Source organism: Trichloromonas sp., assembly GCF_041583255.1.
In the GTDB taxonomy this organism is placed as follows: domain Bacteria; phylum Desulfobacterota; class Desulfuromonadia; order Desulfuromonadales; family Trichloromonadaceae; genus Trichloromonas.
Genome location: NZ_JBFHGD010000005.1, coordinates 1 through 26,636, shown reverse-complemented (window position 1 = coordinate 26,636; position 26,636 = coordinate 1). Strand labels below are relative to the sequence as shown.

The 26,636-nt window shown below is 61.3% G+C and carries 12 protein-coding genes; 9 read left to right on the top strand and 3 right to left on the bottom strand.

Going from position 1 to position 26,636, the window contains the following annotated elements; all coding sequences use genetic code 11:
• Nucleotides 1–146: 146 nt before the first annotated feature.
• The 3 genes from ABYV89_RS00855 to ABYV89_RS00845 all read left to right on the top strand — a co-directional run bounded on the left by ABYV89_RS00855 (nt 147) and on the right by ABYV89_RS00845 (nt 6,021).
• The gene (locus ABYV89_RS00855) at nt 147–1,505 is read left to right on the top strand and encodes an NfeD family protein (RefSeq protein WP_432821021.1); all 1,359 of its coding nucleotides are present in this window, start codon (nt 147–149) and stop codon (nt 1,503–1,505) included.
• Entirely contained in the window at nt 1,505–2,275 is a 771-nt protein-coding gene (locus ABYV89_RS00850; RefSeq protein ID WP_432821035.1) for a slipin family protein, read from the top strand. Before ABYV89_RS00855 ends, ABYV89_RS00850 begins: the two co-directional genes overlap by 1 nt.
• 299 nt (nt 2,276–2,574) lie before the next feature.
• On the top strand, nt 2,575–6,021 hold the full coding sequence (locus ABYV89_RS00845) for a pyruvate carboxylase (protein WP_432821020.1): 3,447 nt from the start codon (nt 2,575–2,577) through the stop codon (nt 6,019–6,021).
• 114 nt (nt 6,022–6,135) lie between these two features.
• Here ABYV89_RS00845 and ABYV89_RS00840 read toward each other — a convergent pair whose 3' ends face one another.
• Entirely contained in the window at nt 6,136–6,498 is a 363-nt protein-coding gene (locus tag ABYV89_RS00840; RefSeq protein ID WP_432821019.1) for a group I truncated hemoglobin, read from the bottom strand.
• Nucleotides 6,499–6,634: 136 nt separating this feature from the next.
• Nucleotides 6,635–7,171 carry a flavin reductase family protein gene (locus ABYV89_RS00835; RefSeq protein WP_432821018.1) on the bottom strand — a complete coding sequence of 179 codons (537 nt, stop codon included), beginning with the start codon at nt 7,169–7,171 and terminating at the stop codon, nt 6,635–6,637.
• A gap of 471 nt (nt 7,172–7,642) precedes the next feature.
• On the opposite strand from ABYV89_RS00835, the gene ABYV89_RS00830 reads away from it, so the two are divergent.
• The 4 genes from ABYV89_RS00830 (at nt 7,643) to ABYV89_RS00815 (ending at nt 13,866) form a co-directional block, all read left to right on the top strand.
• Nucleotides 7,643–9,391: a Na/Pi cotransporter family protein gene (locus tag ABYV89_RS00830; RefSeq protein WP_432821017.1), complete on the top strand. Its 1,749-nt coding sequence runs from the start codon at nt 7,643–7,645 to the stop codon at nt 9,389–9,391.
• 112 nt (nt 9,392–9,503) lie between these two features.
• Nucleotides 9,504–10,619 carry an ABC transporter substrate-binding protein gene (locus ABYV89_RS00825; RefSeq protein WP_432821016.1) on the top strand — a complete coding sequence of 372 codons (1,116 nt, stop codon included), beginning with the start codon at nt 9,504–9,506 and terminating at the stop codon, nt 10,617–10,619.
• A 3-nt stretch (nt 10,620–10,622) separates the two neighbouring features.
• Nucleotides 10,623–13,172, top strand: a complete 2,550-nt coding sequence (locus ABYV89_RS00820) for an ATP-binding protein (protein WP_432821015.1) — start codon at nt 10,623–10,625, stop codon at nt 13,170–13,172.
• Nucleotides 13,173–13,200: 28 nt separating this feature from the next.
• Nucleotides 13,201–13,866 carry a DUF2959 domain-containing protein gene (locus tag ABYV89_RS00815; RefSeq protein WP_432821014.1) on the top strand — a complete coding sequence of 222 codons (666 nt, stop codon included), beginning with the start codon at nt 13,201–13,203 and terminating at the stop codon, nt 13,864–13,866.
• A gap of 66 nt (nt 13,867–13,932) precedes the next feature.
• Here the strand turns inward: ABYV89_RS00815 and ABYV89_RS00810 are convergent, their stop codons facing one another.
• Entirely contained in the window at nt 13,933–15,546 is a 1,614-nt protein-coding gene (locus ABYV89_RS00810) for a PilT/PilU family type 4a pilus ATPase (RefSeq protein WP_432821013.1), read from the bottom strand.
• Between the two features lie 513 nt (nt 15,547–16,059).
• Between ABYV89_RS00810 and ABYV89_RS00805 the strand changes: the two genes are divergently transcribed.
• Nucleotides 16,060–22,068 (top strand): CxxxxCH/CxxCH domain c-type cytochrome, encoded by a 6,009-nt coding sequence (locus ABYV89_RS00805; protein ID WP_432821012.1) that lies wholly within the window; start codon nt 16,060–16,062, stop codon nt 22,066–22,068.
• Between the two features lie 77 nt (nt 22,069–22,145).
• Nucleotides 22,146–26,636: LamG-like jellyroll fold domain-containing protein (locus tag ABYV89_RS00800; protein ID WP_432821011.1), on the top strand; the 4,491-nt coding region annotated here is incomplete at its 3' end.

Here is a 26,636-nt window from a genome sequence, read left to right as displayed (position 1 = left end):
GGCAGGAAATTGGCGCCGTCATTTCTTTGACGAATCAGCGTTTTAGCATGTTCTTGTTTCATGAGCAAGTAAATTGCCTGCCGTGGTCGTAATGACCCGTAATTGTGCCGGTTTGACAGTTCATAGAACTCGGATAATCTTTTCTTATGAGAATTCAAGCGCTCTGCATCCTGCTGCTCTTTTCGCTGCTGCTGGCATTTCCCCAGGCGCCGCGAGCCGAAGACGCCGCTGAAGTGATTCGCGTGGTCCGGGTTGCCGACGTGATCAGCCCGGTGCAGGCCGATTTTGTCACCACCGAACTGATCGCGGCCAACGCGCTGCCGGCCAGGGCCTTTTTGCTCGAACTCGACACCCCCGGCGGCCTCGATACCGCCATGCGTACAATGATCCAGGGAATCCTTGGGTCGAAGATCCCGGTAATCGTCTATGTCAGCCCGGCCGGGGCGAGGGCGGCGTCGGCCGGGGCGCTGATCACCCTGGCCGCCGATTTTGCCGTGATGGCACCGGGAACCAACCTGGGCGCCGCCCATCCGGTCGCGATCGGCACCGGAGCAGGGCCTTCCGGCCAGGACGAGGTCATGATGGGCAAGGTGGTCAATGATGCCGTGGCCTACGCCCGCAGCCTGGCCGAAAAACGCGGACGCAACGTCGAGTGGGCCGAAAGCATCGTCCGCGAGAGTATTTCCACCCAGGCTTCCGCGGCGCTCGAGCTGAAGGTGATCGACCTGATTGCGGAGAACCGTGAGGAAATGCTGACCGAGCTCGATGGCCGGAACTACCTGAGGGAAGGGCAGCTGCTGGTCCTGCAGACCCGCGGCGCCATACTGGTCGAAGCGCAGATGAACTGGCGCCAGCAGATCCTCGCTTCCCTGAGCAATCCCAACGTTGCCTACCTGCTGCTGATGCTCGGCATGCTCGGAATCTTTTTCGAAATCTCCCAACCCGGGGTGATTCTGCCGGGGGCCGTGGGCGCCATCGCCCTGCTGCTGGCCCTGTTCGCCTTTCAGACCCTGCCGGTCAATTACGTCGGCGTACTGCTCATACTGCTGGCCATCGTGCTGTTTGTCCTTGAAATCAAGGTGGTTTCCTACGGCATGCTCACCATCGGGGGGATGGTGGCCATGACCCTGGGGTCGCTGATGCTGATCGACAGCCCGGTGCCCTATCTGCAGATTTCCCGCCGGGTGATTGCCGCAACGGTGCTGGTCAGCAGCGGCCTGTTCGCCCTGGTTCTCTATTTCGTCGTGCGCACCCAGAAGACCCGGTTTGTCTCCGGTCTCGAAGGGATGGCCGGCGAGCGGGGCCGGGCAGTGACCGAGCTCGACCCGGAAGGGCGGGTGTTCGTCCATGGCGAATACTGGGATGCGCGGTCGGCGCAACCGATCGCCAAGGATGCCGAGGTCAGGGTCGTGCGGGTCGATGCAAACCTGCGCCTTGAAGTCGTTGCGGTCGAAAGATCGAAAACGGCAGCCGGGCTTAAACAAAGCGAAGAGGAGGCTTCATGATGATTCCTGACGACCTGGTTCTGTGGGTGATAATCGCCGCTCTGCTGTTGGGGATTGTCGGCAGTGCCGTGCGGGTGCTGTTCGAATACGAGCGCGGCGTGATATTCCGGCTCGGCCGGTATTCTTCGGTCAAGGGGCCGGGGCTGCGGTTCATCATTCCGGTGGTCGACAAGCTGATCAAGGTCAGTCTGCGCACCGTGGTCATGGATGTGCCGCCGCAGGACGTGATCACCAAGGACAATGTCTCGGTCAAGGTCAACGCGGTGGTCTATTTTCGCGTGCTCTCGCCGGACAAGGCCCTGATCGAGGTAGAAAATTACCTTTACGCTACCAGCCAGCTGGCCCAGACCTCGCTGCGCAGCGTTCTGGGGCAGGCCGAGCTCGACGAGCTGCTGGCCGAGCGGGAACGGATCAACCAGCACCTGCAGGAGATCCTCGACCGCCAGACCGACCCCTGGGGGGTCAAGGTCTCCAATGTCGAGATCAAGCATGTTGATCTGCCAGTCGAGATGCAGCGGGCCATGGCCCGGCAGGCCGAAGCCGAGCGGGAGCGGCGCTCCAAGGTCATTCATGCACTGGGGGAATTCCAGGCCTCGCAGAAACTGGCCGATGCGGCGGGGGTTCTTTCCTCCGAATCCGGTGCCCTGCAGCTGCGTTTTCTGCAGACCCTGACCGAAGTGGCCACGGAAAAGAATTCCACGATCATTTTCCCGGTGCCGATCGACCTGATCCAGCCGTTCCTGGATAAAAAAATGGCTGACAAGGAGTAGCTTTGCCGCTCGCAGCGGCAAGGAAAAGCCTTTTTCACTTCTTGCGAAATATGGGAACTTCCGCGAAGAAAGATTTTTTTGCTGCTGTAAATACAATACTTTATAAATTAGAACGTTATTTCATATTGACAAGTCTGTTGGATATTTGTTTAGATGTTTACATTCGTAATGTCGTGCTAAATATTTAGAATTGCAAAAAAAATTCAATTTGACTAAAAGTTTAAGCACTGCTGTAAGTGTTTTATTTTTAGTAAACGTTATTCTGGCTGCGTGGGGATGCAGCCCCTGGAGGAGGTTTGATGGAAGTCCGCAAATTCAAGAAGATCATGGCGGCGAATCGTGGCGAGATCGCGATTCGCATTTTCCGGGCGTGTACCGAACTGGGGATCAAGACGGTCGCGATCTACTCGGAAGAAGACAAGATTACCCTGCACCGCTACAAGGCCGACGAAGCTTACCTGGTCGGGCGGGGCAAGGGGCCGATCGATGCCTACCTGGGGATCGACGAAATCATCGACCTGGCCCGCAAGAAAGAGGTGGACGCCATCCACCCCGGCTACGGGTTCCTGTCTGAAAATCCTGAATTTGCCGAGGCCTGTGAACGCGCGGGGATCGCGTTCATCGGCCCCAACGCCGACATTCAGCGCCAGCTTGGCGACAAGGTGGCGGCCCGCAAGGTCGCCATCGCCGCCGGAGTTCCGGTCGTTCCCGGCACCGAAAAGCCGGTCACCAGCGAGGAAGAGGCGCTGATTTTCGTGAAAACCTGCGGCTACCCGGTGATCGTCAAGGCGGCGGCGGGCGGCGGCGGGCGCGGCATGCGCGTTGCTTACAACCAGAAAGAACTGCTCGAGGGGCTGAAGTCGGCGGCTTCCGAGGCCAAGGCCTCCTTCGGCAATGCTACGGTCTTCATCGAGAAATACCTCGAAAAACCCAAGCACATCGAAGTGCAGATCATGGGCGACAAACACGGCAACATCGTCCACTACTTCGAGCGTGACTGCTCCATCCAGCGCCGCCACCAGAAGGTGATCGAGCTGGCTCCGTCGCCGACCCTGACCCCGGAGAAGCGAGAAGAAGTCTGCGCCATGGCGCTGAAGATTACCCAGAGCGTCGGCTACATCAACGCCGGAACGGTCGAATTTCTGATGGACAAGGATCAGAATTTCTACTTCATCGAAACCAACCCGCGCATCCAGGTCGAGCACACGGTGACCGAGATGATCACCGGCCGCAACCTGGTGCAGACCCAGATCCGGGTGGCCGAAGGCTACAAGCTCTCCGATCCGGAGATCGGCGTAACCAGCCAGGCCGATATTGAGCTGCGCGGCAGCGCCATCCAGTGCCGGGTGACCACCGAAGACCCGGCCAACAACTTTGCCCCCGACTTCGGCACCCTCAAGGTCTACCGCAGCGCCGCCGGTTTCGGTGTGCGCCTCGATGCCGGCAATGCCTACTCGGGGGCCCAGATTACCCCGCATTACGATTCGATGCTGGTCAAGATCTCGACCTGGGGGCTCAATTTCCATACCGCCGCCCGTTCCATGCACCGGGCGCTGCAGGAATTCCGCATCCGCGGGGTGAAGACCAATATCGGTTTTCTTGAAAATGTCATCACCCACCCGACCTTCCTGGCCGGCCAGTGCGACACCTCCTATCTCGACTCTCATCCGGAACTCTTCAAGATCCGCGAAAAGAAGGACCGCGCCAACAAGCTGCTCAAGTTTATCGGCCACACCGTGGTCAACGGCTATCCCGGCATCAAGGTGCCGCTGCGCTCCAGTGATCTGCGCGAGGCCGATATTCCGGAGATCCCCTTCGACGCGGTGCGTCCCCGCGGCAGCCGCGACATCCTGCTCGAAAAGGGCCCCGAAGGGCTCGCCAATTGGGCGCTCAAGGAGCGCAAGCTGCTGATCACCGACACCACCATGCGTGACGCCCACCAGTCGCTGATGGCCACCCGCTTCCGCACCTATGACCTCGAGCGCATCGCCGAGGCCACCAGTTTTCTCGGCGGCAACCTCTTCTCCCTCGAGATGTGGGGCGGCGCCACCTACGACGTCTCCATGCGTTTCCTCAAGGAAGACCCCTGGGAGCGCCTTGACCGCCTGCGTCAGAAAATCCCCAACATCCTCTTCCAGATGCTGCTGCGCGGATCCAACGCGGTCGGGTATACCAACTACCCGGACAACGTGGTCGAAGGGTTCGTCGCCAAGGCGGCCGAGGGCGGCATCGACATCTTCCGCGTCTTCGATTCGCTGAACTGGACCAAGGGGATGACCGTGGCCATGGACGCGGTGCGCAAGAACAACGCCATCTGCGAAGCGGCCATGTGCTACACCGGGGATATCCTCGATCCCAAGCGGGACAAGTATCCCCTTAAATACTACGTCAACCTGGCCAAAGAGCTCGAAAAGATGGGCGCCCACATCCTTGCGATCAAGGACATGGCCGGCCTGCTCAAGCCCTTTGCCGCCGAGAAGCTGATCCGCACCCTGAAGAACGAGATCGGCATCCCGATCCACCTGCACACTCACGACACCTCCAGTAACGGCGGGGCGATGCTGATGATGGCCGCCCAGGCCGGGGTCGATATCGTCGACACGGCGCTCTCGTCGGTTTCCGGCCTGACCTCCCAGCCCAATATGAACGCCCTGCTGGCGGCTCTTGAGGGTACCATCTGGGATCCCCGCCTCGATCAGCAGGGGATTCAGCAGCTGACCAACTATTGGGAGACGGTGCGCACCTATTACGCCCCCTTCGAGTCCGAGCTGCGCAGCGGCACCGCCCAGGTGTACCATCACGAGATTCCCGGCGGTCAGTACTCCAACTACAAGCCGCAGGTCGAAGGCCTCGGTCTCGGCCATCGCTGGGAAGAGTGCAAGGAGATGTACCGCAAGGTCAACGACATGTTCGGCGACGTGATCAAGGTCACCCCCTCGTCGAAGATCGTCGGCGACATGGCCATGTTCATGATTCAGAACAACCTCGAGCCCGCAGACGTTCTCTCCCGTGGCATGAGCTACACCTTTCCGCAGGGGGTCATCGACTTCTTCAAGGGGATGATCGGCCAGCCGGTCGGGGGCTTCCCGGCCGCCCTGCAGAAGATCATCCTGAAGGACGAGAAGCCGCTTACCTGCCGCCCCGGTGAACTGCTCGAGCCGGTCGATTTCGGCGCCAAGAAGGCCGAGCTGGAGAAGAAGCTGGGCCACCCGGTCAATGACCGCGACGTGCTCTCGGCGGTCCTCTATCCCGGTGTTTACGAAACCTTTGACCGCGAGCGCCAGGAATACAGCGACCTGTCCAAAATCCCGACGCCGTTCTTCTTCTACGGCCCCGAGGTCGGCGAAGAAATCAGCTTCGAGATCGAGTCGGGCAAGACCCTGATTATCAAGCTCAATGCCGTCGGCAGCCTGCATCCCGACGGCACCCGGCACATCTACTTCGAACTCAACGGCGAACCGCGCCAGGTGACGATCAAGGATACCTCGGTCGAGTCCGACGTGGCCGAGCACCGCAAGGCCGACCCCGACGACAGCAAGCAGATCGGCGCGCCGATGCCGGGCAAGGTGTTCAAGCTGCTGGTTAATATCGGCGACGAGGTCAAGTCCGGCGAAACCCTGCTTTCGACCGAGGCGATGAAGATGGAGACCAACGTCAAGGCCAGGGAAGACGGCGTAGTCAAAGAGCTCCTCGTTAAAGAAGGGGAGCAGGTGCAGCAGGGCGACCTGCTGGTTGTTCTCGGCTAAACAGCACGTTGCTCAAATAAAAGAGCCGGTCCCCTTTGCGGGGGGCCGGCTATTTTTGTTCGGATCGCTGAGCTATGGGCTGTGGCAGCAAGCTTAATCTGCAGGCTTGATATTTTACACCCGAATGATCGCGCCTTTGAGGGAATAGAGAATGGCAAGCACATCTTTCTTCTCGGTATCGCCATACTGGTTCTTTGCCATGGCTCCCAGGATATCATCCACTACCGCGAGAAACTCCTGTTCCGAGATGTTCATCCCCCTGTGCGTGGTGAGCATGTCTCTGCCCGTGTAGATCTCGGGCCCACCCGCCCCGGCACAAAAAAACTCGACCGACATCCGCTTCGCATGGTCAATATCCCTCGCATGCTCGAACCTGGGTTTTACCGCGGGATTTTCCAGGTGCGCGCCTACGGCGTCATCGACGAGACGAGCAATGCCCTCGGCACCGCCCAGCCGTTCGTAAAGAGTTCGTGCCATGACATCCCTTCCTTTGATTTGTTGTCTTAATCATTAATACATAACACCGATACAGCCCAATGCAAGAAAGCGCTTGGGATGCAAGGCATGGCAGTGTTCACAACTAGAAAGCCGCGGAGCCGAAACAGCAGGGGGGCTACTTCATCCTCGATTTCAGTTTAATCCTGTCGCCGGCCACCATGAAATTACCGCTTCCCAGGTGATGAATCGTTTGCGGGTTTTTAACCGCCGGGTCGATCCACGCCGCGATGACCTCAAGGACAAACAGGCAATACCTGTCGACCATGCCTGTGTCGGCGACTCGGCATTCGAGATTGGCATAGCAATCGTCGATCAGAGGAGCTTCGACTTGTTCTGCCGGCCTGGGAGCAAGTGAAAACGCTGCGAACTTGTCTATTTTTAAACCCGAGGTGTTGCCGCAAGCCACGACCTTTTCGGCGATTTCAACGGTGGGGATGCTGATGACGCATTCGTTGGACTCTTTCAGCAGGTCGAACGAATAATTGCGGTTGCTGATGACACAGCCTACCAGTGGCGGTTCAAACTCCATCATGGTGTGCCACGACATGGTCATGACGTTTGCGCGTCCAGCGCCGGCGGTCGTGAGCAAGACGACCGGCCCCGGTTCGAGCAATCCGTAGACCTTGGACAGCGGAAAGGATTTTTTGACCATGTTGATACTCCCTTGCGACAGTGATTGACATGGACATTTTTCGGTTCAAGGGTGTAAGGGGATCACGCAAACGGCGACAATTACGGGGACGGGTCGACAGAGATTTCTCAGATAAATAGAGGGTTGCATTTCATGGACGGTTAAGATGGTTTCCCCCCAAATCATCCGGACAGTATGGAGTAAAGTCAATGCCGATTAAGACTCTACTGGATAAGGTCAAATGTTCAAGTCGTTTGTTTACGATTCCCACTGCGTCATGCTGTTGGTGGAGTGGAGTCTCTGCCCATGGAATATGGCAAGGGGATGATGTATCCGTCTCAGGTCTTATTGTCCTGCCTGCGAATCTGTGAAACCTCTTTTGCAGTGATTGCTGTTTTGCTGCAGGGGGGGCTCTGGATAGAGGTGATTTTTGCACCCGTGGAGAGGATCGGTTATCATTAAATTGGAATGAATATTCATCTCCGGGGTGTTATGAGAACTTTTCAAGCGGTATATATTGCGCTGCTGTTGTCGATCCTGCCGGTATCGGCGCTTGGTGCGGCCACCGCCGAGGCCGGTTTTGAATGGCCGCTGATGAGCATGGGCCTGTTCGGCGGGCTGGCCCTGTTTCTCTACGGCATGGAGAAAATGACCGAGGCGCTCAAGGCGGCGGCCGGCGAGCGGATGAAATTCGTGCTGGAGAAACTCACCGGCAACCGCTTTACCGGCGCTTTCACCGGCGCCCTGGTGACGTCGGTGATCCAGTCGTCCTCGGTGACCACGGTGCTGGTGGTCGGTTTCGTCAGTGCCGGCCTGATGTCGCTCGGGCAGTCGATCGGGGTGATCATGGGGGCCAACATCGGCACCACCATCACCGCCCAGATCGTCGCCTTCAAGGTGACCAAGCTGGCGCTGCTGCTCATCGCCGTCGGTTTTGCCCTGCTCTTCGCCTCCCGCCACGAACGCAGCCGCACTTATGGCGGCATCATCATGGGGCTGGGACTGGTCTTTTACGGCATGAACGTGATGAGCGAGGCGATGGCGCCGCTGCGTTCCTATCCGCCCTTTCTCGATTTCATGATGCGCATGGAAACTCCCGTCGTCGGCATTGCCGTCGGCGGCCTGTTCACCGCCCTGGTGCAATCCTCTTCCGCCACAACCGGTATCGTCATTGTCATGGCCAGCCAGGGGTTCATCTCCCTGCCGGCGGGGATCGCCCTGGCCCTGGGGGCCAATGTCGGCACCTGTATTACGGCCCTGCTGGCTTCTTTGGGCAAGCCGCGCAACGCGGTGCGGGCGGCGACCGTGCACGTGATTTTCAACGTCGCCGGGGTGCTGCTCTGGCTCGGGTTCATCGACCGCCTGGCCGAGCTGGCGGCGCTGCTGTCGCCGGCGCATCCCGACCTCACCGGGCTGGCGAGGATGGCGTCCGAGACCCCGCGCCAGATCGCCAATGCCAATACCTTGTTCAACGTGGCCAATACCCTGGTATTCATCGGCTTCACCGGACCCCTGGCGCGCCTGGTGACCCGCCTGGTTCCCGACCGGCCCCGCCGGGAGCGGGAGCCGGTCATCCGTCCCAAGTACCTCGACGACGGACTGCTCTCGACGCCGTCGCTGGCGCTCGGACTGGTACGTCCCGAAATCGGTCATCTCGGTGTGCAGCTTCAGCTGATGCTGGCCCAGATCCGAATCGCGCTCAAATCCCGCAACCGCAGGCTGCTGGTCGAGGTGGCCAGTATGGATGACGCCGCCGACCTCCTGCACGCTGAAGTCACCCGCTATCTCAGCCGCCTGGCCAAGCAGTCGCTGACCGAGACGGAGCAGGCCGAGTTCTTTCTGCTCAGCCACGCCGCCGACCATTTCGAGGGGATCGGCGATCTGATCGAGAAGGACCTGGTGACCCTGGGGCAGAAGATGGTGCTCGAGGAGCTGCACCCCAGCGCGACCATGTGGCCGCTGCTGAACGCCTTGCACGAAGATGTCGCCCTGGCCCTGGAAACGGTGGTGCGGGCCGTTTCCCAGAATGACCTGCAGGCGGCCCGGCAGGTGCTGGCCCTGAAGCAGCAGATCCGCAACCGGGTCGATGCCGCCCTGCGCCGCCAGGCGCAAAGCCTGGCCGGGAGTGAAGAGACCCGGCTGGCGACCTTGCGGATCGAATTCGAGATCATCGATCGCTTCAACCGGATCTACTCCCTGTGCAAGCGGGTGGCCCGGCTGGTAATGCCCCAGGAAGGCTGACCCCGGCGCCTGTCCTGTTGTTTTCTCGGCCTTTCTGTTCTGGTAAAAACGTTTAATTTTGTCATAATTACTATGGTCTAGTCGTCTTTACGCCTGTTGCTGGAGGAAAACGATGTCCTGGCGCGGTTTCTTTTGCGCAATCGCTCTAACCGCCGCAATCGGCGGATTCGCCGCCTGCAAGCCGGATCCGCCGATCAAGCTCGGGTTTGTCGGCGGGCTGAGCGGGCGGGTGGCCGACCTGGGGGTGTCGGGGCGCAACGGCGTCATGCTGGCGATCGAGCAGAGAAACGCGGCCGGCGGTATCCATGGGCGGCTGGTGACGTTGATCGTCAGGGATGACGAACAGGATCCCGAGGTGGCCAAATACGTGATGGAAAAACTGCTGCAAGAGCAGGTCGAGGCCGTTATCGGGCCGATGACCAGCAGCATGGCCATGGCCATGGTTCCCCTGGCGAACGAGGCGAAGACCCTGCTGGTCAGCCCGACGGCGAATGCCGCCGAGCTGACCGGCCTTGACGACTATTACTTTCGGGTTGTTTCCGACACCCGCACCAATGCTGAACGAATCGCCCGTTTTCAGTTCGATCAGCTGGGTCATCGCACTGCGGTGGTGATGTACGACCTGGCCAATAAAGCGTACGCGGAGAGTTGGCTGAACGACTTTCGTACCGAATTCGAAAAGCTTGGCGGTACCATTCGGGCTACCTGCACGTTTGTTTCCGGGGCCGATACCCCCTATTACGACATGGTCTGGGAGCTGCTAGAACACGACCCCGATTTTGCCCTGGTAATCGCCAATTCTGTCGATGCGGCGCTCATCTGCCAGCAGATCCGCAAGACCAATGACGAGCTGCCGATTGCCCTGGCCGAGTGGGCTGCGACCGAGCGCTTCATCGAGCTTGCCGGGAGTGCATCGAACCATATTTACGTTGCCCATTTCATCGATCGCGACGATGATTCGCAGCAATACCAGGATTTTCTTGCGGCCTATCAGCAGCGTTTCGGCCAGAATCCCGGGTTTGCCGGGCTGGCCGGGTATGATGCCGCCCAGGTCGTACTCGAAGGGCTGACCCGGCGGTCGTCCGGCCAGTCATTGAAATCGACCCTTCTTGCCCTCGGCGATTTTGCCGGGGTTCAGCAGCGGATTTCCTTTGATCGTTTTGGCGACACCAACCGAACCGCCTTTTTTTCCGTGATCCGCAATGGCCACTACCAGGCCCTGGAGTAACCAGTGACTGCACGCCCGTTGCGCCAGATTTTGTTTCTGCAGTCGGCCCTGGTGGCTGTCGTGCCCTTTCTCATTGCCGGTCTGCTGGTTGTTCTCTGGCTGCTGCCGCAGATCAACCTGGAGCTTGAATCCCGCCAGTCGCAGCTCGCCAGTTCCATCGCCGCGAAAGTCGACAGCTACCTGGTCTCTCCCATGCGTCATGCTATCGGGATCGCTTCGCTGCTGAAAAATCAAAGGCTGGAGCCGCGGGAGCTGCAGAATGTTTTGGACGCGCATGTCGAAATTTCACCCTCGATCGAGGCCCTCTATGTCACCGGCGAGGACGGCCGGATCGTTGCGGTGGGCCTGGCTGAGAAGGAGCGCTCCCGGCGCCAGGACCTGGTCGGCCTCGACCTTTCGCAGAACCGGCTCTTTCAGCTGGCGGTGCGGGAACGGAAACCGGCCTGGTCAGACGTCTTCCTTTCGCTGATTTCGGGAAAACTGTCGGTGGCCTTTGCCATCCCCACCGAGGAGATGGTGGTGATCGGCGAAGTCGACCTGGGCAGGGTTACGATTTTTTTGCGGCAGATCGCCATTGACGGGGAGCAGCTGATCCTGGTCATCGATCGGCATGGCCAAATTGTTGCCGATCAGGATGGGGATTATACGGCACAACAGCTGAATATCTCGAATCTTCCCCTGGTGAAAGAGGCCTTGTCCGCCCAGGGCAGCGTGTATGGCCGCTTTGAATTCGAAGGGCTTTCGATGCTGGGGAGTCTGACCCATGTCCCGGCTCTCGACTGGCATGTGTTCGTGGCGCAGCCTTCCGAAATGGCGTATCACGCCGTCTGGACCGCCCTGCGCATTACCCTGGCCGGGCTGTTGTCGGCATTGCTGATCGCGGTGCTCATCGCCTTTTACCTGAGCCGCCGCATGGCCGGGGCGTTCGAAGGCCTGATTCTGCACGCCCGCCAGGTGACTGCCGGCGAAGAAGATGTGGCCTGGCCGCAGGCCAATATCGGCGAATTCCAGGAACTCTCCGCCAGCCTGCAGCTGATGTCCGAATCGATTCGCGAGCGGGAGCGGCAGCTGTCCACCCTGATGAGCAACCTTCCGGGGATGGCCTACCGCTGCAGCGCCGACGCCCAGAGAAGGTTCCTTTTTGTCAGCGAGGGATGTCAGGAGCTGGTCGGCTGCAGCGACCGGGAAATTCTTGACGGGCGCTGGGCGGGGTTTGATGCCCTGGTCCATGCCGAAGACCTCCCCGCGGTAAAGGCTTGGGTGGAAACCGGGCTGCAGCTTAAGCAGCCCTACCAGATGGAATATCGCATCCTCGATGCCAGAGGCATTTGCCGATGGGTGCTCGATCACGGCCGCGGCGTCTGGGACAAAAACGGCCAGCTGCTCTGCATCGAGGGGCTGATCACCGACGTCACCGCGCGCCGGTTTGCCGAAGAGGCCCTGAAAAGAACCCTGGCCGATGCCGAAGAGGCCAAGGACAAGGTCGAGCTGGTTTTGAGGTCGGTGGTCGACGGCCTGGTCTTTACCGACATGCAGGGGCGTATCGTGCTGATGAGCGCCTCGGCGGAGACGCTGCTGGATGTGACCCAGCAGGAGGCCTGGGGGGTGACCCTCGACAGCGTGGTTGAAAACCGGGCCATCCAGGGGCATTTTTCCGAACTGCAGGAGGGCGGCCGGGAGGCGGCGGTGCTGGAGCTCGCCTACGTCAACAAAAAGGATGGCCGGGAGATGAATATCCAGGTCATTTCCGCCCTGGTGAAAAAGCGGGACGGCGAGGCCGCCGGTGTCATCACCCTGCTGCGCGACGTCAGCCAGGAGCGGGAACTGGACCGGATGAAGAGCGAATTCATCTCCACGGCGGCGCACGAGCTGCGCACCCCGCTGACGGTCATCCTGGGCTTTTCCGAAGTACTGCTGGCCGAAAACGACCTGGTCGAGCATCAACGGGAGTACCTCTCCATCATTGTCGACAAGGCCGAAGTGCTGCAGCGGTTGATCGATGATCTGCTCGATTTGGGGCGGGTCGATTCGGGCCGCCTGGTGCATGTTGAAAAGGATCGCTGCGATATCGGCGAGCTGGTTCAGCGGGCGGTTGCGGATGCCCGGATGACCAGCGGCGACCATCGGTATGAAGTGGTTCTTCCCGATGCAGCGGTCGAAATCGAGGCCGATTGCCTGCGGATTGCGCAGGTGCTGGAAAATCTGCTCGGCAATGCGATCAAATTTTCCCCCGCGGGGAGCCTGGTCAGGGTCATCTGCCGTGCCGCTGCCGATGCGGATACGATTCAGCTCTCCGTCGCCGACCAGGGGGCCGGGATGAGCGCGGAGCAGGTGGCAAGAGTTTTCGACAAGTTCTACCGGGCCGACTCCTCGTCCACCTCAAAGCAGGGGCTGGGGCTCGGCATGACCATTGTGAAGAATATTATCGACGCCCATGGCGGCCAGATCCGGGTAGAGAGCGAGCCGGGGCGGGGGACCGAGGTTCTTATCGAACTGCCGGTCTCCGGCAAGGACGACGACCTTCCCTGGCCGGTTCAGGGCGACCGCCGATAGCCATTCGATCCAACCGAAGGAAGGGGCCATGATTCGATCGATTTTCACCTGTTGCCGTCCGTTGCCGTTTCTGCTGGCGTTTCTGCTGCTTCTGCCGGGCTGCCAGACCGCCTATTTCAAAACCATGGAGAAATTCGGCTATCACAAGCGGGATATCCTGGTCAGCCGGGTCGAGGATGCCCGCGATGCCCAGCACGAGGCCAAGGACCAGTTCCGCTCGGCCCTGGCGCGATTTGCCGAAGTGACCGGGTTCAAGGGCGGCTCCCTTGAGGAGAAGTACACCCAGCTTGACGGGGAATACCAGGCAAGCAAGGTCAAGTCCGACGCCGTAAGCAGCCGGATCGCCTCGGTCGAGGACGTCGCCGGGGCGCTGTTCGAAGAGTGGGAAGGGGAGTTGGACCAGTACAGCAGCGACAGCCTGCGGCGGTCGAGCCGGCAGAAGCTCGATTCAACCCGCGGCCGCTACCGCCAGCTGATCGCGGCGATGAAAAAAGCCGAGGCGAAAATCGCGCCGGTTATGACGGCGTTCAACGACCAGGTGCTCTTTCTCAAGCACAACCTGAACGCCCAGGCCATCGCCTCGCTGCGGGATGAGCTGGCTTCGGTGGAAACCGATATCAGCGCGCTGATCCGGGAAATGGAAGTGTCGATTCGGGAGGCGGACGCTTTCATCTCGGCGATGGCCAGCGAATAGGTGCCTTCGCGCAGAAAAGAACGAAAAAAAAGGGGCCCGGTCGGCCCCTTTTTTCGTTTCAGTCGGTCAGTTTTTAGCGGCCGGCGGGCGGGCGGCTGCCAATCCCCGGCTGACCAGTTCGCGGAAGAAGTTGGGTTCCTGGCAGTACTGGAGGGCCGCCTCCAGGGAAATCTTCTGGTCGCGGCAGAGCTGGGCCAGGCTGACGTCAAGCGACCAGAATTCATCCATCGACTGCTGCAGCAGGCTGCGGATCTGGTTTTCCTTGCCTTCCTTGATGAGGTTCCTGGTGCGCGGGCTGTTTTCCAGCTTTTCGTAGGCGAGATGCCGGGTTTTGCCGTCTTTGCTGGCGACCAGGCGCTGGTTGATGATGCAGATGAAGTTGTCGGCCAACTGCACTCTCACCTGGTGCTGCTGCTCCGGGGGGAAAATGTCGATGATCCGGTTGACCGCCATGACCGAATTGTTGGCATGCATGCAGCTGATCACCAGGTGGCCGCTGTCGGCCGCCTGCAGGGCAATGGCAAAGCTCTCGGGGTCGCGCATCTCACCGATGACGATGATGTCAGGCGCTTCGCGAAAGATGCGCCGCAGGCCTTCGGAAAACGATTCGGTATCGACCCCGACTTCGCGCTGGTTGACGTTGCTTGCCTTGTGGTCGTGCAGGTATTCGATGGGGTCTTCTATGGTGATGATATTTTTTTTCTGCCGGCTGTTGATGATGTCGAGCAGGGCCGACAGGGTGGTCGTTTTGCCGTGCCCGTTCGGGCCGGTGATCAGCAGGATCCCCTGGGTCTTCATGGCGTAATTTTCGAAAGACTGCGGCAGCCCCAGGGAGGCCAGGGCGGGGATCTCTTCGACGATATGGCGGATCGCCAGCGAAATGCTGTTGCGCTGCCGGTAGGCGTTGACGCGGAAGCGGCCCAAATCGGGCAGCATGCAGGCGAAATCAGCTTCTTTGGTGCGTTGAAACTGGTCCCAGTGAAAATCGCTCATCATGCTGCGGGCGTAATCGTTGACCGCCTGGGGCGTCAGCGTGGGCAGGGGGAGGCGCACCAGTTCATTGTTGAGTTTCAGGCTGGGAGGGGCGCCGGCCACCAGCAGCAGGTCGGAGGCTTTTTTTGTCACCAGGCTCTCGAAAAGGTCCCTGATGCCCGGCAGCGAGGTGACCTCGATCTTTTTCTTGCAGATGCCGGCAATCTCGGCGCCGGTGACTGGGCGGCCGGGCCGGGCTCCCTGTTTTTCAGTGAGATCGAGCGCCGCGGCCAGCTGAAAGGAAGGGACGACCACCGGCTTGATCGACTTGCCCAATACGAACTGCAGTTCCTTGAGGATTTCTATGTTGCCCGGATTGGTCATGCCTAGGCTGATTTTTTGCGAAGTGACATCAAGAGGAATGACCTGGTGCTTTTTCATGGTTTCGAGCGGGAGAAGGTTCAGCATCGCGGCCGGGATGTCCAGCTTGAAAAGGTTGGCCGCCGGAACCCCGCACTGCATTCCCAGTGCCTTGACCAGGTCGTCGACGCTCAGGTAATTCAGCTCGACCAGGGTCGACCCCAGCTTGTGCCCTTCCTGCCCCTGGATTTTGCGCGCGTTCTCCAGCTGGTCCGAGGTGATGATCTTGTGAGCCAGCAGCAGTTCGCCAAGCCGTAAAGATTGTTTACTCCTGCCCTCTTGAGTCATGGGGGTCTCCTGTTTGCTCTCGGTTCATTGCCATTTGTATAAATCTTAACATCGGATTGTGCCGGGGGAAAGACGTTTTTGCCGAGCGTCATCGGCGGCGCCAGTGCCAGTGATGACGGGCTACGGTATTTGCCTCTGTCATTTTCTTGAAATGACGGTAATGGTTCGCCGTTAAGCAGTTTGTGCCAGCTAATTAAGCGCTTTGCAATAGCATTGGCGGAAAATAATATTAATAAAGGCAAACATGGCCTGTGCGGGCCATGTTTTGTCCTTGTTCTACGGCACTTTTTTTTTAAAGAATTTCAGGTGGTTTGCCCGCAGGGTAAAGGTGACTTTATCGGTGTTCAATGGCTGATGTCTGGACTCTTCTTAATTAATTCGTGTGCCCACACCATCTTGATTCCTTTGGTGTTTCTTTTGCTAGCCGAATGATAGAAACCATTCTTTTCCGAAAAAGCTGGTGCGGCCATTTCGAGTGGTTGGCGTTTTCTATCAGCACTATGGGGGTTGCATATGAGGGGGAGAGCTCTTCCGGGCATCATCGCACTGTTTCTGGTTCTGCTGTTCTGCGGGCAGGCACAGGCGCGGCCGGTTCATCATTTCGAGTGCAATGTTTGTCATAAGGCCGGGGTCGGGTCGGCGGCCCTGGGGGGTAACAACATCTGCCTGCAGTGCCACAAGGATCCCAAGCCTGAGATGACCTTCGCCGATGGTTCGGCGGGGCATGCGCCCCGGGGCACCTTCAGCGTGCAGGATGCCAGCAACGCCATGAATGCCGCCACGGCGGCGGGGATGGAAGAGCCTCCCTCGCAGCAGACCTCGCACTACTGGGCTTCACCTAAAGATGTGGTGCCGGCGGCCGGGGCGCTGGCGCCGACGGCAGCGCTCTACCGCAGCCGCTACGGCATCTCCAACGGCAAGGTTACCTGCACCCGCTGCCATGACCCCCACCTGCGCAGCGACAGCGATCCCAAGCTGCTGCGGCTGGGGAGCACCGACAGCATGTGCCTCAATTGTCACCGCCCCTGGAACAAGGGGAGCAGCGACCGGGGGCTCGAGTCGCACCCGCTGGTGGTCGATTATCCGGCCTTTGCCGCGTCCCGTTCCGACAAGTACAAGCCGGTCAGCTACAACGCCAGTACCCTGGTGCTCGGCACCAATGCCGGCTCCGGCGGCGTGCGGCTGGTCTACAACGCCACCGCCGGCACCCATAATATCTCCTGCTCCTCGTGCCACGGGCTGCATTTCACCGATTCGGACTCCAGTACCCTGGATGGCCGGGACCTGGCCGGCTCGCTCAACGCCGGCGACGGCAAACTACTGCTGAGCGACGGCCCTCGTCCGGGAACCGACAGTGCTTTGGACTACAGCTACAACTCCGCGGTGCTGCGCTCCAACCTCTGCCAGACCTGCCATACCTACCAGATCCACGGCCGCACCAGCGACGGCGGCCCGGTGATCGGCTGCCTCGACTGCCACAGCGGCCATTCCTACAACGGCGGCACGCCCTATTTCTTCGTATTGCGCAAGGCCGCCTTCAATCCGCTGTACAACAGCTCGGTCAGCTTCGGCGGCTACCAGGACGGCGCCACTCACTACGCCTACAACTCGGCCGTCGCCCTCAATACCGCGGAGACCTGGAAGCTGTGGAACGACCGGGCCGACGGCAGCAGCAACGGCTACTGTGAAGCCTGTCACGGCGACGTCAAGGAGCTGCCCGGCAGCTACCATACGGCCGGCGCCGACTGTACCGGCTGCCACAGCCACCAGGGCACCGCCGGCAACTACAGCTTCGAAGCCAGCTGCGACGGCTGCCACACCTTTCCGCCGGCCTGGGGGAGCCACCAGGCCCACCTGAGCGGCGGACGGATGCTCAACGCGTTGAATTGCTCGACCTGCCACGATACCGCGGTGCACTTAAGCGGCACCTCTGAAATCAGCTTCGATGGCGGTGATAGCCGCACGACCGGAGCGACTTACGTCGATGCCGATCAGACCAGCCGCTATCGCGATGTGGCCGGCACGCTGACCTATGCCGGCACCCCGGCTTACACCAGCTGCGGCAATCTCTATTGCCACAGCAATGCTTCTCCCACCGGCGGCAGCATCAGCTACAGCAACCCGACCTGGGGCGGGGCGGCGATGACCTGCAGCAGCTGCCACGACGGCGGCGGGGCGACCAGCAGCCTGAGCGTGCGGCATCGCAAGCACACCGACGCCGGGACCTACGGCTACGACTGCAGCAAATGCCACACCGATACCGTCAGCGACAGCAGCACCATCAGCGGCCCCGGCAAGCACGTCAACAGCGTCAAGGACGTCGCCTTCGCCGAAACGGCCGGCCAGACCGGCAGCTACAACAGCGCGACTCTGGCCTGCAGCAGCACCTACTGCCACAGCGACGGGGCCGGCGGGGCGCCGAATACGACTCCCCAGTGGTCCGGGGCCGGCAGCCTCGGCTGCACCGGATGCCACAACGGGCGGATTGCCGATGGCCCCGCCGAATCGCAGATGGACAGCAACGCCCACCACCGGCTGGCCAATGAGTCCTGGATCCGCAAATATCCCTGCCAGTACTGCCACGCCGCCACCGTCGACGCGGACGGCAACATCGTCAACTACGGCAATCACGCCGACGGCGAGGTGGACATCCAGTTCGACCCCAAGTGGAACATCGTCGGCTACAACGCCGCCAGCTACAATCCTGCCCCGGAACACAAAACCTGCGACAATCTCTACTGCCACAGCGACGGCACCACGGTGAATCCCGAGGTGCGGTTGCTGGGCTGGGCTTCCGGTCTGGTGGCCGAGTGCGACTCCTGCCACGGTCATCAGGGCGAGTGCAGCGACTGCCATATCAACGACGGCATCACCGGCTGGGGGCCTGACGACGAGTGGAAGAAGGCGACGCCGATGTACGCCAACACCGGCCCCGGCACCGACCGGGCCAACTCCCACGTGCGTCACCTGCAGACCGACTTCTCCTGCGCCAACTGCCACGCCAGCACCGTCGTCGACAACTGTGAGGATTGCCATCAGGACGGCGCCGGGCTCGGTGGCGGCATGACCGAGTCGAGCCACATCTTCCCCGAATACCATGTCAACAAGCAGAAGGACGTGGTCTTCAAGGACGGCGGCAGCTACGATCCGGTGACCAAGACCTGCTCCAACACCACCTGCCACAGCGGCGACGACCCGGTCTGGGGCGATTCGGCCAACAACGCGGTCCTCTGCCTGACCTGCCACGGCACCACCGGGGCCGATGTCGACGATTTCGGCGGCTTCAACGGCACCCAGGCGCGCATCAACATGACCGAGTGGGTCACCAGCGGCCACGGCCGCCCGGCCGCCGCCGGCAACTACCCGAGCGGCAACGCCACCGAATCCGGCAACCCGCCGGCCGATTTCCCCGGCAACCCCTGCTGGTACTGTCACGACAACGAGGTGCTGCACAAGGACATCACTAACCCGTATCGGCTCAAGCATCACCCGCAATTTGAAAAGCGCTTCCTCAAGGAATGCGTCTACTGCCACATGGAGCGCACCGAGGAAGAGTGCCGCACCTGTCACGACAGTGAAGGCAGCATCTCCCACCAGTTGGTGGATATTACCGGAACCGATGCCCACGACGGTTTCCCGTACACCGTCGATCATGCGCCCTTCGCCGCTCCCAACACCACCTCGTGCCTGACCTCCGACTGCCATCTGCCGCAGGAGGCTTCGCAGTGCCACACCTGCCATGAGAACCCGGCTGACACCTCCGGGGCGCCCCAGCTTGACGACCCGACCATCCGCGAAGGGCTGGCCGGCGAGCTCTACAGCGTCGCCACCATCCAGGTCGGCACGGTCAACGCCCCCTACGCGGTCAACCACATCGAATTCATGACCGGCGGCAGCTATCAGGCCACCTCCTGCATGGCCACCCCCGCCGACTGGCCGCCGACCGGCTGCCATACCGACGACGTCCACATTCACAACACCGGGGCGGGCAAATGGACCGCCGAGCAGAAAGAAGACGTGCGCAGCCAGTACGTGATGATGGGCGTCTGCCTGCAGTGCCACGACGATGACGACAACAACCGCTGCAACAGCTGCCATACCTGGTCCGGCGCGCCCGAGGACAACCCGTACACCCTCGGCTACGACCCCGGCACCGGGTTCCACACCGGGGCCAGCAACGCCAGCTCGACCCATTTCGGCTTCAAGCACTTCGAGGCCTACGAGCACAGCCTGGGCACCGTTTTGAACACCGCGACCCTCAGCAGTGACGCCCGGGTCGATGCCGGCGGAAAGTACACCGAGCTCAAGGATGTCAGCAAGACCTGGAGCGTCGACCAGTTCGTCGGCAAAGCCGTTGAAATCACCAGCGGCGCCGAGAGCGGCAAGATCCGGCCGGTCCTGGTCAACGGCTACAACTCGGTGACGGTCAGCGGGGTTTACAACAGCGCTCCGCTCAGCGGTGTCACCTTCAAGGTTCTCGACACCGAATGGCGCGGCGGCAAGTTCTGCTGGGACTGCCACGATCCCCACGGCGACGGCAACATCTTCATGATCCAGAGCGAAATCGCCACCAGGACCGACGGCCTGTTCGGCAAGCCGCTGGAGCGGGCGGCGGTATCCTTCACCCGCACCATCAGCGGCCTCGACTACGCCAAGAACGACGCGCCCTACAACGGCATCTGCAACGTCTGCCACACCGATGTCGACCACTACCACAAGGACTACGGCGACGCCCATCGCAGCGGCCGGCGCTGCACCAGCTGCCACAACCACGGCTTCGACGAAGGGCACGGCAGCGGCCAGAGCTGCACCGAATGCCATGCCCAGAAGCCGGTGCCGAACCACCTCGGCTTCGGCCAGCCCCGCGACTGCACCAAGTGCCATGATGGCGCAGTCAACGGGCGGACGGACACCATACGTCAGTTCCGTGGGCAGTCCCATCACGTGCAGGATGTCGAGCTCAGCAACAAGCACTGTTACGAATGTCACTGGGAGGCGACCAGCCACGGGCTGATCGACAACCGCTTCCATGCCGGCTACAACTACAAGACCCACGCCTCGGTGCTGAATGCCAAGGTTGACCTGACCATCTACGGCGCCGAAAAACGGCCGACCGAGTACGTGCTCGACTCGACCGCGACCATCTTCAACGCGGTCAGCATCGGCACTGCCGCCGAGCGGGAAAACGTCGGCAATGTGACTAAAAACTGCATCGGCTGCCACAGCGACCAGAACAACGACTACGAGCCGTTCCAGGACTGCAAGACCCCGCGCCAGTACGCCTGGGACCGCACCAGCATCGACGCCCGCTACAGCCAGGAAGGGGTAGTCAATTTCGGCAAGCATGGAGACGCTAACGCGGCAAAGAAAATTCAGTCTAAGGCATTCTCCGCCCACGGCCGGGCGACCCTCAATGAAGGGGGGTGGAGCGCCACCACCGGCGAGGACGGCACCCTGCCCAACACCCGCAACGGCAGCCAGAACGTGCAGTGTTTTGACTGCCACAGCTCCCACGGTTCGTACACCACCGGGGTGACCAGCAGCTACCGCACCTTCGACAACACCTTCCGCGGCGGCAACCTCAAGGAGACCCAGGCCGGCAAGGGGGGCTACGGCGTCACCTACAAGGCGGCTGCGGTGGCCGACGGCGCCGGGGTGGTCAACCCGATGAATCCCGGGGCGGCCCAGTGCTTCGACTGCCACGAGACCCAGAACGCCGGCGCCAAGCCCTGGGGCTACCAGTCGACCTTCGGGGCGACCGCGCCGATCATGGGCTACTGGGACAGCCCGCGGTTCGGCGGCGGCATGAACGGCACCAAGACCCGTTTCGCCTACCGGGCCGGTATGATGGGCAAAGGGGGGCATCTCAAGCCCTCTGAGCCGCTGGACAACGCAGGGGGAGTGGACGGCACCATCAACGGCCTGTGCAGCGGCTGCCACGACCCCCACGGGGTCAGTCCGAGCCTCAGCCCTGAGGAGCAGGAATACGCGGTACCGCTGCTGAAGGGCACCTGGCTGACCTCGCCCTACAAGGAGGATTTTCCACAAACAGCGGGGACCCAGAAAAACAGCAGCAACGTCCAGCTCGACCGCAAGCTGTTCGGCACCAGCAACGCAGCCAGTAACGGGCCTTCGTTAAAGATGGACGAGGATGCCGACCGCTTTGCCGGACTGTGCATCCGTTGTCATCCCAAGGCGAGCCTGACCGATGGCATCAATAAGAACACGTCTTTCAAGAGTGTCGATCGAATTCACGAGACGGTCAAAGGGTGGGGGAATAACTCCGAACACAACTTCTCCTGCTCCAAGTGTCACCAGCCCCATAGTTCGGGCCTGGGCAAGCTGATGCGAACCAACTGCCTGGACAGCAACCATCGCGCCCAGGTGGCGTCCGGAGGGGTTCCAGGGCGCAACGGAGGAACGCAGAGCTATCCCCGGCTTAAAAATGTCTGGCCGGCCTGTCATGAGACGATGACCGGGGCGTGGAACAATCAACGCTGGAATGACGTGACGCCATGGTAAGGGGGGAACCGACGATGACAGGGGATGTTCGAAAGAACCGTTCGGGGGAGATCAGTGTGGCGGCTGGATATACCAATATGAAGAAAATGGCCTGTTTGATCCTGCTGATGTTCCTTGCCTTGTTTTGCGGCAGAGAAGCATTGGCGGTCGGCGGCGCCCCGCTGTGGACCTACAACACGGCCGTGGCCGACAAGCAGGAAACGCGGGCTTCAACCGTCGATTCGCAGGGCAACGTCATCCTGGCGGGTTATACCGGATCCGCCGTCAGCGACTATTATGTCGCCAAGGTGCTGGCCACCGGCGCGGGGCTGGCCTGGCCGGCCAAAACCTATGACAAGGCCGGCGGACAAGACATTGCCACGGCGGTGGCGGTGGACGGCAACGACGACATCATCGTCACCGGCTACGTGCACAACGGCAGCAACTACGACATCCACACCATCAAGTACAACGGCGCCGACGGTTCGGTGATCTGGCAGCACAGCTACAACGGCGCGGCCGGCGGCAACGACTACGCCAACGCCATCGCCGTCGACAGCCTGAACAATATCTACGTCGGCGGCACCTCACAGAACGCATCGGCCGAAGACGACTTCATTCTCATCAAATACGTGCCGTCCGGGCCCAATCCCGACGGCACCCCGACCTGGGCTTCGCGGTACAACGGCCCCGCCGACAATCACGATCGCCTGACCAACATGTTTGCCGGGATCGACGGCGTGGCGGTGATCGGTGAGTCGCAGAACGCCACGGTCGACTTCGACTACGTTGTGGCCAAGTACGATTTCGACGGCGCAAAGAAATGGGAGTATCGCTACAACGACACCGGGGACGGCAAGGGGATGGCCGTGTCCATGGACGCATCCGGCAACGTGGTGGCCACCGGCTACATCTATAACGGCAGCAACCGGGACGGTTATACCGTCAAGCTGGCCGCCGTCAACGGCACGCCGATCTGGTTCAAACCGCGCAATCGCGGCTACGACGACGAGGGGCGGGCGATCTGGCTCGACGAGGCCGGCAACGCCTACGTGGCCGGCTCCAGCTTCACCCTGACCACCAACAAGGACCTCTGCCTGACCCGCTACGCCGCCGCCGACGGCTCCGACACCATGCCGTCTGGCTGGCATGTTATCTACAACACCAGCAACGGCAACAACGACGTCGGCACCGGGATCGTCGGCGACAACGCCGGAGACCTGTTCGTCACCAGCATCACCAACGACAACGCTGGTGGTTTTGACGATATTTATACCTATAAATACAGCCGCACCAACGGCACCCGCCTGTGGCAGGCGGTTCACGGGACCTTGACCAAACACGACCGACCGGTCGGAATCAATCTCGCTTCCGATGGCCACCCCATTGTGGGCGGCTGGTCGGACACCGCCGCCACCAGTTACGATTTTATTGCCGTAAAATATAACGCCGGCGCCCTCGACGCACCGACTGCGTTGACCGCCACTTTCGTTCCCACCAATGAAATCGCTCTGGCCTGGTCCGACAACGCCGGCAACGAAGAGAACTTCGTGGTCGAGCGCAAGAGTGGGGCTGGCGACTGGACCGTGGTCGTCTCCAACCTGCCGGCCAATACCGTCGGTTACACCGACACCGGCCTGGTCGCCGACACCCGCTATTTCTACCGGGTCAAGGCGACCAACACCACCGACGGCAGTTCTCCCTGGTCCAACGAAGCCAATGCCCGCACCACCCAGGTCAGCTATACGCCACCGACCTGGCAGCACGGCTATGCCGGCCCGGATTCCGGCGACGACGAACCGGCCGCCATCGCCGTCGGTCCCGACAACCACCCGGTGGTCACCGGCTTCAGCTTTTCGACGGAAGGCGGCTACGACTACTACACCCGCAAGCTCGACCGCAGTAACGCCGCGACCACCCAGTGGAGCGCCCGGCACAACGATGAAGACAACGAATCGGACTTCGCCACTGCCGTCACCGTCGACAGCAGCAACCGGGTGGTGGTCAGCGGCTACGCCTCCATGTACGGCGGCGGCGCCAGCAACACCAACGACGTCTACACCCTCGGCTATCCTTCAGGAAGCGGCACGCCCACCTGGGCCGACCAGTACAACGGTCCGGCCGGCAACGACGACCGCTCGGCGGCGGTGGCCTCGGCGGTCGATGGTTCGGACAACGTGGTGGTGGTCGGTTACGGCAAAAATGCCAGCCTCAACGACGATATCTACGTCATCAAGTACAATGCCGCAGGGGCACGGCAGTGGGCGGCCACGCCCTACAACGGCGGCGGTCTCGATCAGCCGGCGGCGGTAGCCTTTGACTCTGCCGGTGACATTTTCGTCGCCGGCAAGACCTGGAACGGCAGCAACTTCGACTATTTCGTGGCCAAGTACAACGGTGCTACCGGCGCCCTGGCCTGGGGCGGCGCCCCAAAAATCTACAACGGCGCCGGCAGCAGCACCGACTACGCTACCGACCTGGCGGTGGACGGTGACGGCAACCTGGTCGTGACCGGCTACTCGGTCGGCGCCGGCGGCAACGGCAACATCCTCACCCTCAAGTACGACGGCGCCACCGGCAGCGTCATGGCCGGCTGGCCCCAGAGTTACGATGGCGGCGGTTACGATACCGGCGTCGCCATCGAGATTGACCGCAACAACAACGACGTCGTGGTGGCCGGTACGACCTTCATCGGCGCCGGCAATAATGACATCGTTGTCCTGCGTTATCCGTCTACCGGCGTCAGTGCCGACTGGACCAAGTTCCTCGATTTCACCGGCAGCGACGAAGCCGCGGCCGCCATGGCCATCGACCGCACCGGGGTCGTCTGCGTTGCCGGAACCACCGACAACGGCAGCGGCGACAACATCGTCGCAGTCATGTTCGACTACACCGGCCTCACCGTCGGCGCCAGCGTCTTCAACGGCGTCGCCAATGGCGTGGACTTTCCGGCCGACGTCGCCTTCAACGCCTACGGCGAGGCCTTTATCGCCGGGGCCTCGATCAACGCCGGCAACAACACCGACTTCATCGTTTTCAAGGCGATCTCCACGGTCATGCAGACGCCTTATCCGTTAACAGCCACCCAGCTCTACACCCAGACCGATCTGGCCTGGGCCGACAATTCCCTTAACGAAACCGGCTTCCGCATCGAGCGCAAGGTCGACGGCTGCGCTGATGCCGGCAGCTGGACTCCCGTCACCGAAACCGCGGCCAACGCCACGACCTACCTGGCCTCGGGACTCAATCCCGGCTCGACCTATTGCTTCCGGGTCCAGTCCTTCAACGACGCAGGGGAAGCGTCCCGCTGGGCCGAAGTCGAAGTGAATACCGCCGCGGCGGACGCTCCGGACGGCTTGACCGCCACGGTGCAGAATACGACCGACATCCTGCTGCAATGGAACGATCATACCGCCAGCGAAACCGGCTTCACCCTGCAGCGCTGCATGGGCGCCGGCTGTAATTTCTCAACCTTTACCGACATTCTGATTCCTGCCGACACCACCAGTTATGTCGACAACGCCGTGTGCGAGAATCAGACTTACCGCTACCGGATCAACGCCTACCGCACCAGCCAGTGGGTGACCGACTACAGCGCCGCTACAGGCGACAAGACGACATTCGCCAAGCAGGCGCCGTCCGTACTCGCCACCGACTGGGTCTCGGAAGAATGGGTCGAGCTGAAGTGGACCGACAACTCCAGCGACGAGACCGAATTCCGCATCGAGCGCTGCACGGGCAGCGGCTGTAGCGACTTCGCCCCGCTGGCTACCCTGGCCAGCCCGGCCGGCAACGTGCTGCGGATGCGCATGGATGAGGCCTCCTGGCCGGCCACGGCGGGCGCGGTGAAAGATCTCTCCGGCGCCGGCAATAACGGCACCGCCGTGAACGGCGCCACCACCACCAGCAGCGGCAAGTACGCCTACGCCGGCAGCTTCGACGGCAGCAACGATTATGTCTCCACCGCGCTGACACTGAACCAGACCGCCACCGGAACCGGCGCCAGCTTCGCCGCCTGGGTCTATCCCAACTCGGTCAGCGCCGACAACCGCTTCGTCATCGGCACCGACAACGGCGGCAACGACTGGAGCCTGCTGCGCAACGGCGCCACCTGGTGGGTGGCCAACGGCGTCGACGCCGCCCTGGTCAACACCGGCGTGGCGGCCGACGTGAGCACCTGGCAGCACCTGGTGGTCACCTTCAACCCGGCCTCCGGGGTGACCCTGTACAAGAACGGGGTGTCGGCCTGGAGCAATGCCGCCATCGCCTTCGATACCAGCACCGCCGCCGTGCAGATTGGCCGGCGCGGCAGCCTGAATCAGGAATTCTTCGACGGCCGCATGGACGAGGTTGCCGTCTTTACCCGGCCGTTAACCCTGGCCGAGGCCCAGGCCCTCTACAATCACGGGCTGGGGCGTTACAACGACCGCACGGTGGCCCATTCCACCACCTACCGCTACCAGGTCAAAGCCTACAAGGGCTCCAGCTGCGACTGGACCAGCGATCCGAGCACGCCCATCGACCGCACCACCACGGCGCCGGCGCCGACCGGATTTACTGCCACGGTGGTCGACAGCGGCCGGGTGCTT